At 63.8% G+C, this 14,150-nt stretch carries 12 protein-coding genes and 1 tRNA gene; 10 read left to right on the forward strand and 3 right to left on the reverse strand.

The genetic code is table 11. From position 1 onward, the window contains the following. Positions 1-178 precede the first annotated feature (178 nt). Both CXY70_RS08985 and CXY70_RS08990 read left to right on the forward strand, forming a co-directional pair. Complete coding sequence (locus CXY70_RS08985; protein ID WP_104192040.1) at positions 179-1,369, forward strand: cell wall metabolism sensor histidine kinase WalK; 1,191 nt, start codon at positions 179-181, stop codon at positions 1,367-1,369. Next, positions 1,366-2,049, forward strand: coding sequence for a response regulator transcription factor (locus CXY70_RS08990; RefSeq protein WP_104192041.1), 684 nt, complete (start codon positions 1,366-1,368; stop codon positions 2,047-2,049). The genes CXY70_RS08985 and CXY70_RS08990 overlap by 4 nt, the downstream gene beginning before the upstream one ends. A gap of 62 nt (positions 2,050-2,111) precedes the next feature. Here the strand turns inward: CXY70_RS08990 and CXY70_RS08995 are convergent, their stop codons facing one another. Beyond that, on the reverse strand, positions 2,112-2,627 hold the full coding sequence (locus CXY70_RS08995; RefSeq protein ID WP_104192042.1) for a hypothetical protein: 516 nt from the start codon (positions 2,625-2,627) through the stop codon (positions 2,112-2,114). Between the two features lie 177 nt (positions 2,628-2,804). Here CXY70_RS08995 and CXY70_RS09000 point away from each other — a divergent pair, with 177 nt between their 5' ends. The 5 genes from CXY70_RS09000 to CXY70_RS09020 all read left to right on the forward strand — a co-directional run bounded on the left by CXY70_RS09000 (position 2,805) and on the right by CXY70_RS09020 (position 8,547). Beyond that, positions 2,805-3,287, forward strand: a complete 483-nt coding sequence (locus CXY70_RS09000; RefSeq protein WP_104192043.1) for a CarD family transcriptional regulator — start codon at positions 2,805-2,807, stop codon at positions 3,285-3,287. Between the two features lie 123 nt (positions 3,288-3,410). Further along, complete coding sequence (ispD, locus tag CXY70_RS09005; RefSeq protein ID WP_104192044.1) at positions 3,411-4,772, forward strand: 2-C-methyl-D-erythritol 4-phosphate cytidylyltransferase; 1,362 nt, start codon at positions 3,411-3,413, stop codon at positions 4,770-4,772. Then, on the forward strand, positions 4,769-6,184 hold the full coding sequence (cysS, locus tag CXY70_RS09010; RefSeq protein WP_104192045.1) for a cysteine--tRNA ligase: 1,416 nt from the start codon (positions 4,769-4,771) through the stop codon (positions 6,182-6,184). Before ispD ends, cysS begins: the two co-directional genes overlap by 4 nt. Further along, the gene (gene rlmB / locus CXY70_RS09015; protein WP_104192046.1) at positions 6,184-7,335 is read left to right on the forward strand and encodes a 23S rRNA (guanosine(2251)-2'-O)-methyltransferase RlmB; all 1,152 of its coding nucleotides are present in this window, start codon (positions 6,184-6,186) and stop codon (positions 7,333-7,335) included. The genes cysS and rlmB overlap by 1 nt, the downstream gene beginning before the upstream one ends. Before the next feature lie 225 nt (positions 7,336-7,560). Beyond that, positions 7,561-8,547 (forward strand): type IV toxin-antitoxin system AbiEi family antitoxin domain-containing protein, encoded by a 987-nt coding sequence (locus tag CXY70_RS09020; protein WP_158250949.1) that lies wholly within the window; start codon positions 7,561-7,563, stop codon positions 8,545-8,547. Positions 8,548-8,668: 121 nt separating this feature from the next. Here CXY70_RS09020 and CXY70_RS09025 read toward each other — a convergent pair whose 3' ends face one another. Both CXY70_RS09025 and CXY70_RS09030 read right to left on the reverse strand, forming a co-directional pair. Next, positions 8,669-9,979 (reverse strand): DUF4032 domain-containing protein, encoded by a 1,311-nt coding sequence (locus CXY70_RS09025; protein ID WP_104192048.1) that lies wholly within the window; start codon positions 9,977-9,979, stop codon positions 8,669-8,671. A gap of 68 nt (positions 9,980-10,047) precedes the next feature. Continuing rightward, positions 10,048-11,145, reverse strand: coding sequence for an ABC transporter ATP-binding protein (locus tag CXY70_RS09030; RefSeq protein WP_104192049.1), 1,098 nt, complete (start codon positions 11,143-11,145; stop codon positions 10,048-10,050). A 273-nt stretch (positions 11,146-11,418) separates the two neighbouring features. Between CXY70_RS09030 and CXY70_RS09035 the strand changes: the two genes are divergently transcribed. The 3 genes from CXY70_RS09035 to CXY70_RS09045 all read left to right on the forward strand — a co-directional run bounded on the left by CXY70_RS09035 (position 11,419) and on the right by CXY70_RS09045 (position 14,149). Then, positions 11,419-12,264, forward strand: a complete 846-nt coding sequence (locus CXY70_RS09035) for a thioredoxin domain-containing protein (RefSeq protein ID WP_233205856.1) — start codon at positions 11,419-11,421, stop codon at positions 12,262-12,264. 113 nt (positions 12,265-12,377) lie between these two features. Beyond that, positions 12,378-12,453: transfer RNA gene (locus CXY70_RS09040), tRNA-Thr, on the forward strand. A 100-nt stretch (positions 12,454-12,553) separates the two neighbouring features. Then, the gene (locus tag CXY70_RS09045) at positions 12,554-14,149 is read left to right on the forward strand and encodes an ABC-F family ATP-binding cassette domain-containing protein (protein ID WP_104192051.1); all 1,596 of its coding nucleotides are present in this window, start codon (positions 12,554-12,556) and stop codon (positions 14,147-14,149) included. Position 14,150 lies beyond the last annotated feature (1 nt).

Consider the following 14,150-nt stretch of genomic DNA (forward strand, 5'->3'; position numbering starts at 1 on the left):
GGGTGGTCCTTCCGGCCGCGCGAACACGCACGATCTATGTGACCAGCTTTGGTCACCGGTTTATGATGTCGAATTTAGGTTAACGGCAGGTGCCGCCCACTTGAACACTTACTAAAGTACAGGGCCAGGCGTAGGTGCGTTGCGAACGACGGGCAGATACTGTCAGTAATCTGTAGAGATGGAATCGACGTGGCTGGTGTTGCTGTCGCTGGCACTCGGGCTCGGTGTTGGCGCCGGCTTCGTGTCGCTCGTGCACGTCGCCGAGCGTCACGGTCGCCGCGCTGCGGATGTCGTCAACCCCGCTGTGCCCGACGGTATCGATCAGGTGCTCGACGCCCTCGAGACAGCTGGCGTTGTGCTCGACCCGTCGAACAACGTCATCAAGACCAGCCCGGGCGCCCTCACTCTGGGCCTGGTCTGGAACCAGCAGCTCGTGCACCCCGAACTGCTTGAACTCGCCCGTCGGGTACGGCAGACCGGCGACCCGATCTCCGAAGACCTGGTGCTCTCCCGCGGTCCGTTCGGCGACGCGAGTATGCGATTTCGGGTGCGCCTGGCCCGGCTCGGCACCCGTTACGTGCTGCTGCTGGCCGAAGACCGCACCGAAGCCTTTCGCCTCGACGAGGTGCGCCGCGACTTCGTGGCCAATATCAGCCACGAACTGAAAACTCCCATCGCCTCCGTCGGTCTGCTCGCCGAGGCTCTCAACCAGGCAGCGGATGAACCGGAGCAGGTTCGCCGCTTTGCCAACCGGTTAACGACAGAGTCGGCCAGGCTCGGCCGCCTCACCCAGGAGATTATCGAACTGTCCCGGTTGCAAGCGCAGGACGCCCTCGCCGAACCGGAGATTCTCAGCGTGGACGACATCGTCGCCGCAGCGGTCGATCAAAGTCGGGTCGTCGCCGAGGCCGAGCGCATCACGATCGTCATCGGCAAGAAGTCTGGGGCCCGGGTTTTCGGTGACGAAGCCCTACTCATCGTCGCCGTTCACAATCTCGTCGCAAACGCGGTGAACTATTCCCTCGAGGGGTCGCGAGTCGGCGTCGGCGTGCGCCTGCAGAAGGGCATCGTCGAGATCACCGTTACCGACCAGGGAGTCGGCATCGCCGAGAGCGACCTCGACCGGGTGTTCGAACGCTTCTTCCGCGTCGACCAGGCTCGCTCGCGGCACACCGGCGGTACCGGCCTCGGCTTGTCCATTGTCAAGCACGTCGTGCAGAACCACGGCGGCGACATTCGCGTCTGGTCACAGCCGGGCAGCGGATCTACCTTCACCATCCGCCTTCCGGAGGCGGCTGTACCGATCATCGAACCACGCCCGAACAAACCGCGACCGGTCGCCCGTGCGGCCGCAGGAGACACACTATGACACGCATCCTCTTAGTTGAAGACGAGAGCGCACTGAGCGAGCCGCTCAGCTTCCTGCTCGAACGTGAGGGCTATGAGGTCGTCGTTGCCGAAGACGGCCCGAGCGCGATCAGCGAGTTCGACCAGAACGGCACCGACCTTATTCTGCTCGACCTGATGCTGCCCGGCATTCCGGGCACCGAGGTGTGCCGGGATATACGCACCCGCTCGACCGTGCCGATTATCATGCTCACGGCAAAGGATTCCGAGATCGATATCGTCGTCGGGCTCGAACTGGGCGCCGACGATTATGTCACCAAGCCCTATTCCACTCGTGAACTGGTTGCCCGCATTCGCGCGGTGCTGCGGCGGCACGAAGACCAGAGCGCAACCGACGTGGACACCATGCTCACGGCAGGCACGGTGCGCATGGACGTGGAGCGGCACGCCGTGACCGTCTCCGGTGAGCTCGTCAATATGCCGTTAAAAGAATTCGAACTCCTCGAATTTTTGTTACGGAACGCCGGGCGTGTGCTCACCCGCGGTCAGCTCATCGACCGGGTCTGGGGCACCGACTATTTCGGCGATACCAAAACGCTCGACGTGCATATCAAACGCATCCGCTCGCGAATCGAGGCTGCACCCTCCGAACCGGTCATGCTCGTCACTGTGCGCGGGCTCGGCTACCGATTCGAAGCGTAGCCCGAATACACTTCAGGCCGCCGACCCATAAGGGACGGCGGCCTGAGTGAGACGTCGTGAGGTTACGCGGCGGGCGTGGCCGACGGTGTTGGAGTCTCGGTCGGTGCGATCGTCGGCAGTAATCCGTCGTATTCTTCCTGAAAACCGGTCAGTACGGGCAGCAGTAGCTCGATGCCGGTCTCTTCGCCGTACTGAAAGAACACCGGAAACAGCGAGCCGGGCTGGCTGTCCATGTTCTCCAGAACCACCGAGGCCGCGCCGTCAGTGCCGAAGGTCACGGTCGTATTGGGCTCGACCGGAACGTTCTGCGAGACCTTTCCGGTGCTCGACTCGTACTGCACGAGCAGGCTCTGCACGGAGTCCGTCGGGTTCACCACGGAGACGACCAGGTTGGCCAGCTCGCCATCGGTGGAGAACAACATGGCGTTGCGAATGTGAATCTCGCCCACCTCGCCGCTAACGCCGTCGCTGGCGTTGTAGGCGATCGAGGTGGCCGGCGCTGCGAAGAACCCGCACGCGCTCGTGCCCAATAGAATGCCAGCCGCCAAGACGACGGATGCAGCGATGCGCGCTCTCACAAGACCTCCACTTACTGAAGCAGCGGTCGGCAAGGGCCGGCGCTGCAAAATTCACTTTGTCACTAGCTTAGCGGCGCGGGTAGGTGCGCAATTGTCGCCGACGTGCCTCGCGGGGGCGCGCGTACTGTAGCACCTCTTAGCTGTGGTAAACTCGGGGTCGCTGAAGGGATCACATCCATGCTGTTTGAGGTTGGCGAAACTGTCGTATATCCCCACCACGGCGCGGCGATGATCACCGAGGTGAAGACCCGCATCATCAAGGGTGAAGAGAAGCTGTACCTCAAGTTGAATGTCACCCAGGGTGATTTGACTATCGAGGTTCCCGCCGAAAATGTCGATCTTGTCGGCGTTCGCGATGTCATTGGCCAAGACGGCCTCGACAAGGTCTTCGAAGTGCTGCGGGCTCCGTTCACCGAAGAGCCCACGAACTGGTCCCGCCGGTACAAGGCCAATCTCGAAAAGCTGGCCAGCGGCGATGTAATCAAGGTGTCAGAGGTGGTGCGCGACCTGTGGCGCCGCGACCAGGACCGTGGCCTGTCCGCCGGTGAAAAGCGGATGCTGGCCAAGGCTCGGCAGATTCTGATCAGCGAGCTGGCCCTGGCTGAAAAGACTGACGAAGAGAAGGCGTCTACCGTACTCGACGAGGTTCTGGCTTCGTGAACTTCCGAACTATCTAGCTCGACCAATGTGCTTCGTGAGAGGCGGCGCCGACAGGCGTCGCCTTTTGCATGCTTGTCCCGACCATACTTTCCAGCCTGATGCTCAGATAGATACCCTCCAGATATGACTGATTCACCAGCACTATCGGCTGCGCCCTCGGTTGCCGTCATCGTCGTGGCCGCCGGCAGTGGTTCGCGCCTCGGTCACGCCGAGCCTAAAGCATTCGTTCCGCTACAAATGCGCCCCCTCCTGGAGCGTGCCTTGGATTCGATTTTTAGAATGCGTGAGGCCGTGCAGATCATCGTGGTTGCTCCCAGTGACCGGCTGACGTATGCCCGAGGCATTGCCGCTCAGGTCGCTGCACGTCACGAGGCGCCCGTTTCCACCAACCGGCCGGCGTCCGGCCCCGCCGCGTCTCCTTCGCGCACGGTCACCATCGTCGGCGGCGGGCGCACTCGCCAGGACTCGGTCGATCGCGGCATGAGTGCACTGATACCGAGCATCGACATCGTGCTCGTGCACGACGCCGCGCGCGCACTCACCCCGGCCGCCCTCTGCGACGAGGTCGTCGCTGCGGTGCGCTCCACTGGACACGGCATTATTCCGGGGTTGCCCCTGGTCGACACCATTAAGCGCATCGCCAATTCCGGCGCCATCCTCGGAACCGTCGATCGTTCTGAGCTCTCCGCGGTGCAGACCCCGCAAGGCTTTCCGCGCTCAATGCTCGCGGAGGCCCACACCTGGGCCGCGCAGAACGGCCGGTTCGAAGCCCTCACCGACGATGCGGCGCTCGTCGCGGACGCCGGGCTCCCGGTAAGCGTTATCCCCGGCCACCAGCTCGCCTTCAAGATCACGACCCCCGAAGATCTCGCACGTGCCGAGCTGATTTTGCAAGCTGCGCTGGGCGAACCACAGCCTCAGATCCTTCCGCGCATCGGCACCGGCCTCGACGTGCACGCCTTCGCGGCCGACGACACGACCGAACTCTGGTTGGCCGGCCTCCACTGGCCGGGGGAGCGCGGGCTCAGCGGCCACAGTGACGGCGATGTCGCCTGCCACGCCATCTGTGATGCCCTGCTCGGCGCCGCCGGACTCGGCGATATCGGCAGCGTTTTCGGCACGGCCGACCCCCGGTTCACCGGTGCGCACGGCGAGACTTTCCTCACCGAAACCGTGCGCCTGGTCGCCGCAGCCGGCTATCTCATTGGCAATGTTTCGGTGCAGATTATCGGCAATCGTCCTAAATTTTCACCGCGTCGAGGCGAAGCCGAAACGCGACTCGCCGGCATTCTCTCTGCACCGGTCAATATTGGCGCGACGACGACCGACACGCTCGGCTTCACCGGCCGCTCTGAAGGCGTGGCGGCGACGGCGACCGCATTGGTTTACCCCGCACCCCGTGCAGGGCGATTTGCCGGGCAGGTGGCCGCGCCCGCCCCCCTGCCCGAGCCGGGTCAGACCCCTGACCTAAACTGGGAGGCGTGACCATGCAACTGTACGATTCGAAGGCGCAGGCCCTGCGCGACTTTGTCCCCCTCGAAGCGGGGCAGGTCTCGATGTACGTGTGTGGACCCACCGTGCAGTCCAGCCCGCACATCGGTCACCTGCGCAGCGCCCTGGTCTACGACCAGCTTCGTCGCTGGCTCAGCTACCGCGGACTGAACGTCACCTTTGTACGCAATGTCACAGACATTGACGACAAGATTCTGATCAACGCGACCGGGTCCAGCGAGCAGTGGTGGGCCCTCGCCTACCGTTTCGAGCTCGAGTTCACCGCCGGCTACCAGCGTCTTGGCATTCTTGCGCCCACCTATGAGCCGCGCGCGACGGCGAGCATCACCGAGATGCAGACCATCATCGCAACCCTGATCGACCGCGGCCACGCTTATGCGGCCCCCGACGAATCCGGCGATGTTTACTTCGACAGTGCCAGCTGGGCGGCTTACGGTGCCCTCACCCACCAGTCGCCGGGCAATATGGAAGCGGCAACAGACGCCTCACCCCGGGCCAAACGCGACCCGCGCGATTTTGCCCTGTGGAAGGGGGCCAAGGTCGGCGAGCCCGCCTCAGCCGCGTGGGCCTCGCCATGGGGCCAGGGCCGCCCGGGCTGGCACATCGAGTGCTCCGCCATGGCCGCCCGCTACCTCGGCGACCACTTCGACATTCACGGCGGCGGCCTCGACCTGCGGTTTCCGCACCACGAGAATGAGCTGGCACAGTCGACAGCGGCCGGCAGCGACTTCGCGAACTACTGGGTGCACAACGGCCTGGTCAACGTGAACGGGCAGAAGATGTCCAAGTCGCTCGGCAACTCGGTGTTCGCGGCCGAACTGCTCGACCAGGCCCGCGCCATCGTCGTGCGCTACTTTCTCGGCGCTGCCCATTACCGCTCCACCATCGACTACAACGATGGATCCCTCGCCGAGGCCGAAGCAGCCCTTGAGCGCGTCGAAAGCTTTCTCGACCGGGCCGATCGCCGGCTGGCCGGCACCCGGTTCGCCGGGAGCGGCGTCGAGGTCGTGCCCGAGGATTTCGCCACTGCCATGGACGACGACCTCGCCGTTCCACAGGCGCTCGGCGTGCTCCACGACACCGTGCGCGCCGGCAACGCCGCGCTCGATGCCGAAGACCTGCACGCTGCGGCATCCGCTCGCAGTGAAGTACTCGCGATGAGCGAAGTGCTTGGAATCAACCCTTTGTCGCCCGGCTGGGCCGTGGCAACAGACGAACCGGCCATGGTGGCCCTGAGTGCGTTGGTCGAGCGACTGCTCGGCGACCGCAACCTTGCCAGGGAAAACCGCGACTATGCGGCCGCAGACCGAATCCGGGACGAACTCGTCGCCGCCGGAATCACCATCGAAGACACCCCGTCGGGTGCCCATTGGAGTTTTGACTGATGAAGAACTTAGACCGCAAATCGCGTACCGGAGCGGTGCGCAAGGGCAGCCGTGGAGCCCAGGTCGGCTCCGGCGGCCAGGGCCGTCAGGCGCTCGAGGGTAAAAAGCCCACCCCCAAGGCCGAAGACCGTCCGTACCACCCCGCTGGCAAGCGCAAGGCGGCTGCCGAACGGTTCACCGCGGCCGGCGGCTTCAACTCGCGGCCCGCAGCGGATGCTTCCGCCAACCGGGGCGGCGCCCGCGGCGGTACCCCGGCGCGTGGCGGGGCTCCTCGTGGCGGCGCCCGCGGCGCCTCGCAGGGTGCACCCCAGCGCGGCACCGGTAACAGCGGCGGCGGCGGATCCTCGACGCGTCGGGCGCAGCAGATTGACGAGCACGAGATTGTCACCGGCCGCAACTCGGTGCTCGAGGCGCTGCGGGCGAAGATCCCCGCGCTGACCCTCTATATTGCCGCGCGCATCGAGATGGATGAGCGGGTAAAAGAGGTGCTGCTCATGGCGACGAGCCGCAACATTCCCATTCTCGAGGTCATGCGCCCCGAACTCGACCGTCTCGCCGGTCGCGACGCCGTGCACCAGGGCCTCGCGCTCAAGGTTCCCGCTTACGAGTACGCGCACCCGATGGAACTGCTCGAACTCACCATCAGCCGCGGCCACAAGCCGTTGTTCGTGGCCCTCGACGGCATCACCGACCCGCGTAACCTGGGCGCGATCATCCGCTCGACCGCTGCGTTCGGTGGCCACGGAATCATCGTGCCGCAGCGCCGCTCGGTCGGTGTGACCGCCTCAGCCTGGAAGACCAGCGCCGGCGCGGCCGCTCGCACGCCCGTCGCGATGGCGAGCAACCTCACCCAGACGCTCAAGGCGCTCAAGGCGCAGGGAGTGTTCGTGCTCGGACTCGACGGCGACGGCGACGTGTCACTGCCCGACCTTGGTACCGGCTTCGCCGAGCGCCCGATCGTGATCGTCGTAGGCAGCGAGGGCAAGGGCCTGTCCCGCCTCGTCACCGAGACCTGCGACGCGATCGTCTCGATTCCCATCAGCGCGGCGACCGAGTCGCTCAACGCCGGAATCGCTGTCGGCGTCACCCTGTATGAGGTGGCCCGTCTCCGTGCCCAGATCAAGCAGGCAAAGGCCGCAGCAAAGCTCTAGCCCCTTTCTCCCCTTTTTTGGACCGGGCCCGGGCCCGGAAACCGGGCCCATGATAGATCGTGGGCCCGGTTCCATAAGGTGGGCCCGGCGGGCGCCGCGGGGCGGGGCGTGCCACGCCCGCGCGCCACGCCCGCGGCTCGTCCTCCCCGGCGGATGCCGCCGCCGATATTCCACAGATTCGCCGACTGCTCGACGCTCGAGACCCGTGCCCGGTCAGAATCAACCATGCTTGACAGCCTGGATCTACTAAATGCCCGCAACGAGGGCCTCATTCATGCCGCATCCCTGCGCGCGTCGGGACTCACCACCCATGCAGTGCGCGCACTCCTCGCGAGTGGCGAGCTGGTGCGCATCCGTCGTGGAATCTATATCTTGGGCGCTGCTTGGCGCGGAGGTCACAGCGCGGACCGGTATCGACTCTTCGTACGCGCCACGGTTCTCGCAGCCGAGCAGCCGTTGGTGCTTTCGCATCATTCGGCGGCGGTGCTGCACGACCTGCCCATCATTGGCCCATGGCCGCAGGTCGTGCACGCGATAAACAATGACACCGCCGGCGGGAGCAGCGCCCGATTCACCACGAGTCATAGGAGCGTAGCCGAGCCCGAAACCGTCATGGTGAACGGATGCGCAGTCACCAGCCTTCCCCGCACCCTCATCGACGTGGCCGCCAGCTCGATTTTCCTCGTCGGCGTCACGATGATGGACCACGCACTACGAGTGGACCAGGAGCGCGTTCAGGTGGAACGCCGCCGGGGCACCCTTGGTACCCCGGCACTGACCAAAGACGCGTTATATGCCGAACTCGCGAGTGTCAATCCGCGCAGCGGAGGCGCCCAGGTTCGCCGCGTCATTGAATTCGCGAATCCCCTCTCGGCCAACCCGGGCGAGTCGCTCAGTCGTGTTCGCCTGCATGAACTGGGCTTCGAGATTCCCGAACTCCAGGTGAGCTTCGTGGTGAAGGGCCACGAGTATTGGGTCGACTTCTTCTGGCGCGGTGTGCGCAAGATCGGGGAGTTCGACGGCAAAATCAAGTACACCCGGGGCGCGATATTGGGCGACCGGCACCCGGGTGATGTGGTCGTTGTCGAGAAGAATCGCGAGAATCTGCTGAGACCGTTTGCCAAGAGCTTCGATCGGTGGGACTGGGATACGGCCTACTCGCCGCGCCGATTCTATGATTTTCTGGCCGAGCACGACGTCCCTCGCGCCTGATCCGGTAGCGGATGCCCGCTGCCTCACGATCCGACCGTGGTGCGTCTGGGCCCACCTTACGGAACGGGGCCCATGATCTATCATGGGCCCCGTTTCCGGGCCCGGGCCCGGTCGAAGGCGGCTAGACCTTGAGCATCCAGTCGTCGGCATCGTCGGGGTCAGCAGACGCGTCGTCACCGAGCTGCGTGCGAATCGGCAGGGTGATGGCCCCGGTGAGCGGGTCGATCACGGTCGCCTCGTCGCGACGGTGTCGCAGTACGTCCTGCACGTACGAAGTGACGGCCTCGGCGAGCGGAATATCCCGCGACTGGTTTTGCGCCATGTACCAGCGGTGATCGAGCAACTGATGAAACACCTGCGCCCGCTCGAGCTTGCCTCGCAGCTCCTCCGGAATAGCTCGCACTACCGGTTCGAACACCCGCACCAGCCACTCGTGCGCGACCATCTCTTCGTCAACTCGGGGGTCACCGTAGGCAGCCCGATAAGAGTCGAGGTCGTTCAGCAGGCGGCGGGCCTGATTTTCTTCTGCGTCGAGGCCGGTCAAGCGCAGTAGCCGGCGCTGATGGTGGCCAGCGTCGACGACTTTCGGCTGGATGCGCACGCTTGAACCCGTGCTGTCGGTCTTGATGGCGAGTTCTTCGATGTCAAAGCCGAGATCGTTAAGGCGTTCCACCCGCTGCGCAATTCGCCAGCGTTCGGAGTTGGAAAAGGACTCGGAGCCAGTAAGTTCCTGCCAGAGCAGCCGGTACGCTGCGACGATGCCGTTGCTGACGCGCACCGGGTCGAGCTCGTCGGCGACGCGACCGCCAGCTTCCAGATCCATCAGCTCGCCAGCGATGTTCACTCTGGCGATCTCGAGGTCGTTTTCGCGTTGACCATTCGACAGACCGCCCGAGTACAGCTGTCCGGTTTCAGCATCGACGAGGTAAGCGGCGAAAGCGCCGGCGTCGCGGCGAAACAGGGTATTCGACAGCGAGACGTCTCCCCAGAAAAAACCGATCATGTGCAGGCGCACCAGCAGCACCGCGAGGGCGTCGACCAGCCGGGTGGCGGTATCCGGTCGCAGCTCGTGCGAGTACAGCGCTCGGTACGGGAGTGAGAACTTGAGGTGACGGGTGACCAGAACCGAATTGAGCGGATCGAGCGCAGCATCTGTTCTGTTGGTAATGACCGCGACCGGCTCAACGCAGGGAATCTCCAGGTTGGCCAGGGTGCGCAGCATGTCGTATTCGCGCTTAGCCATCTCGCTCGTGGTCTCTTTGATGGCGACCACCCGCCCGCTCAGGTGGGCGAACCGCACAAGGTGGCGCGAGATGCCCTTGGGCAGCGAGGCGATGCTCTCATTTGGCCAGGCATCGAGGGGCAGTTGCCACGGCAGGTCGAGCAGGGCAGGATCGACTGTGGCCGACGTGATATTGAGTGAACCGCTCATTATTTGACCCTAACAAACAACAAACGGCTGGAGGGAGCGAACCCCCTCCAGCCGTTGTACGTTACTGACTAGTCGGTGACGGCGCCGCCGAGGCGCAGGCCGCTTTCGGCGTCGAACACGTGTAGGTGGTTCGGCGTGGCTGTGAGGTACACCGTCTCGCCGGCGTTCGGGTGCGACCGTCCGTCAACGCGCGCGACGATGTCGGTGCGCTTGCCCTCGATCGTGGAGTGACCGTAGAGGTAGCCGTCAGCGCCGAGTTCCTCGACCAGGTCGACCTCGATCTGCAGGCCGTCGCCGGCGGCGGACGACATCTGGATGTCCTCCGGGCGAATGCCAACGGTGACCTTCTTGCCGGTCGAGCTGGCGAGTGTCTCGCGCTGCACGGGAACGGTCGCCGTGCCGAACTTGATGCCGCCATCGACGGTGTCCGCCAGGAACAGGTTCATCGCGGGGCTGCCGATAAAGCCGGCCACAAACACGTTCTGCGGCTTCGCGTACAGGTCGCGGGGCGAACCGACCTGCTGCAGGACGCCGTCCTTCAGAACCGCAATCCGGTCGCCCATGGTGAGGGCCTCGGTCTGGTCGTGGGTTACATAGACGGTGGTGACGCCGAGGCGGCGCTGCAGCGACGCGATCTGGGTGCGCGTCTGCACGCGCAGCTTGGCGTCGAGGTTGGAGAGCGGCTCATCCATCAAAAACACCTGCGGCTGACGCACGATTGCGCGGCCCATGGCAACGCGCTGACGCTGGCCGCCGGAGAGGGCCTTGGGCTTGCGGCTGAGGTAGGGCTCCAGGTCGAGCAGTTTGGCCGCTTCAAGCACGCGGGCGGCGCGCTCGTCTTTGTTGATGCCAGCGATCTTGAGCGCGAAACCCATATTCTCGGCGACGGTCATGTGCGGGTAGAGCGCGTAGTTCTGAAAGACCATGGCGATGTCACGGTCTTTCGGCGGAACATCCGTCACGTTGCGCTCGCCGATGAAAATATTGCCGTCATTGACCTCTTCGAGGCCGGCGAGCATACGCAGTGAGGTGGACTTGCCACAGCCGGACGGGCCGACTAAAACCAGGAATTCGCCATCGGCGACCTGCAGGTCGAGCTGGTCAACAGCCGGCCTGGTAGAACCAGGGTAAAGCCGCGTTGCCTTGTCAAAGGTCACTGAAGCCATGATTATTACTCCTTCACCGGCAGGAACGTGCCGGACGATCCGTTGTGAATAGGATTTTTGCGTCGCAGGCCAAAGCGCACGATCGTTCCAGTATTACACGACGGATGCCCCGGCGCGGGTTCGCGCCCCGTTTGGCCGTTTCCCAGTCAGGGGACCTACTATTTCAGTGGTGCCTTCACGTGCGCCCCCACTTCTCGAAAGCGATCTTTTATGACTATTGGCGGATCAGGCGACGGTAGTCCCTCAAAAAACCGGCGGCGTGACGCTGCCAGAGTGAAAGCCAAGCAGCTTCGAGTCAGTCAAAAGAAAAAGGACCGCCGCAACAAGGTATTTTTGCAAGGCGGCATCGCCCTCGCAGCCATCGCGATCGTCGTTTTGGTTTCCGTGATCATCGTGAATTCAATCAAACCGGCTGGTCCGGGCCCTAAAAACATGGCCAGTGACGGCGCGCTCATCGGCGAGGGCATGGTCACCGCTCTGACGCCCGCATTGCAGCCCAACGCGAACCCGAGGCCGTCCGAGCCGGATACCACCGGCGCCGTCGCCAACATTCGCGTCTACGTCGACTACCTCTGCCCACTTTGCGGCGACTTCGAAGACGCTAACAATGATCAGATCGCTCAATGGGTCGAGTCCGGCGCTGCAACAGTCGAAATTCACCCGGTAGCCATTCTCACGAGCAAATCCGCCGGCACCAAGTACTCCCTGCGCGCGGCGAACGCGGCAGCGTGCGTTGCCAATTATTCGCCGGATGATTTCTTCGCCTTCAGTTCCGCCCTGTTCGTCGACCAGCCCAAAGAGACATCGCCCGGCCGCAGCAACGACGAGATCAAGGCTGTCGTCCGGGAATCCGGTGTGAGCACGGCCCTCGCCAATATCAATTCATGTATTGAGGACGGCACCTACGAGTCCTGGGTGACGGCGGCAACCAACCGTGCGCTTGACGGTCCTATCCCCAATTCCTCGATGGAGTCCATCATCGGAACGCCGACCATCCTGGTCAATGGCAAGCCATATACCGGGTCACTCGAAGACCCGAAGGAGTTTGCGTCCTTCGTGCAGGTCGCCCTCGGTGAGACGTACTCCACGTCGACGCCAACGCCGACCCCCGGCGGGTAATGTGCCACTTCGCAAAGCGGATGCGCCACCTCGCTCCACGCGCATCCGCTTGGGTGTTGCCCGTGCCAGCGCTGAAATGATTTAGGATGGTGGACTGAGGCCTTACGCCTCATGCCGGCCTGGCGCAATTGGTAGCGCACCACTCTTGTAAAGTGGGGGTTACGGGTTCAAGTCCCGTGGCCGGCCCCATTCTTCCTGCTCCGCTCCGAACCGTGAGTGAGTCTTCGACCTCCCGGGCGCTCGCCCCGACGCCGAAGCGGATGTCCGCGCGCCCTGAGAGGAAACACGCATGAGCCTGATCCGGCTGAACGATGTCAGCATCCGCTTTGAGAACACCCAGATTTTGCGCGAAGCGTTCTTTCGCCTCGAACCTCGTGACCGGGTCGGCCTGATCGGCAAGAATGGCTCCGGCAAATCCACCATTCTCAAGCTCATCCTCGACCAGGTCTCGCCCGACACCGGCGAGGTCACGCTTGAGGACGACATCCGGGTCGGCTACTTCTCCCAGTTCTCCGAACTCAACGGCGCCCAGACCATCACCGAAGTGCTCGACGCGCTGTTCGTGGACGTGAAAGCGGTTGAGGCCGAGCTCGCGGCGATCGACGCGGCAATTGCCCTCGATTCTTCGGCCAGCTCTGAACTCGACCAGCTGATCTCCCGGCAGGGCGAACTGTTCGAGGAGATGGACCGGCTCGACGGCTGGGAGTACAAACGCCACATCGACACCGCCCTGACCACCCTCGGCTTTAACGAGGCACACCGCGTCTGCGCCATCGACGAGCTCTCCGGCGGTTGGCGCAACCGTGCAGCCCTGGCGAAAATCGTGCTCCAAGCCCCCGACGTGCTGCTGCTTGACGAGCCCACCAACTTTCTTGACGTGGCCGGCGTTGAGTGGCTCGAGGCCTGGTTCAAGAGCTTTAAAGGCGCCGCCATCGTGGTCTCACACGACCGCAAGTTTCTGGACGCTGTCGTCACTCGCATCATCGAGGTGGAGAACTTTCACCTGCACGAGTATCCCGGCAACTTCGGCGAGTACATCGTGCAGAAGCAGTTTCGGCTCAAGACGCTCGAGGCCCAGTTCGTGCATGAATCCGAGCTGCTCGCTTTCGAAGCGGAGGGCATCGCCGACCGCCGTGAAGCAGCCAAGGCCGAGAGCCGCCAGCTCGGCAACCAACTGGCCCACATCAAGAAGTCGCGCACACCGCGCCCAGTCGACCAGATCATCACGGAGATCTACGGCAACCTGCACGTCAAGGACGTCCTGTGTCGGGTCGACGGCCTCGCCAAGAGCTACGGCGACAAACTCTTGTTCGAAAACCTCAGTTTTGAGGTGCGCCGCGGCAACCGAATCGTGGTGCTCGGCAGCAACGGCAGCGGCAAAACTACCCTGCTGCGCGTGCTCACCGGCGAAGAGACGGCGGAGCACGGCTCGGTTGCCTGGGCCAGCGGGGCCGGCGTCGTCTCGTACAACCAGATTCTGGCTGAACTTGATGCGAGCGACACCGTCAGTCACGCCGTCAACGCCATGCCCGGCAGCCTTGCACTCACCGCGACGAAAAAGTCGGTCAACCGATTTCTGACCATGTTCCAGTTCAGCGAGGCCGATCTCAAGCAGAAGATCGGTGCTCTTTCGGGTGGTCAGCGCGCCCGCGTGGCCATGGCCCAGTGTTTGCTTTCCGGCGCCTCGGTGCTGTTGCTCGACGAACCGACCAACCACCTGGATATGTCGAGCACCCAGGTGATGGAACGCGCCCTCGTGCACTTTCCCGGCGCCGTCGTTGTGGTCAGCCACGACCGCTTCTTCACCGACAAGATCGCCAACCGCCGCTTGGTTTTCGGCAGTGAGGGAGCCGCCCCCGGCCAGATAGAGATGCGCGCCGCCTGAC

The sequence above is a fragment of the Cryobacterium sp. Y82 genome (assembly GCF_002929495.1).
Lineage (GTDB): Bacteria > Actinomycetota > Actinomycetes > Actinomycetales > Microbacteriaceae > Cryobacterium > Cryobacterium serini.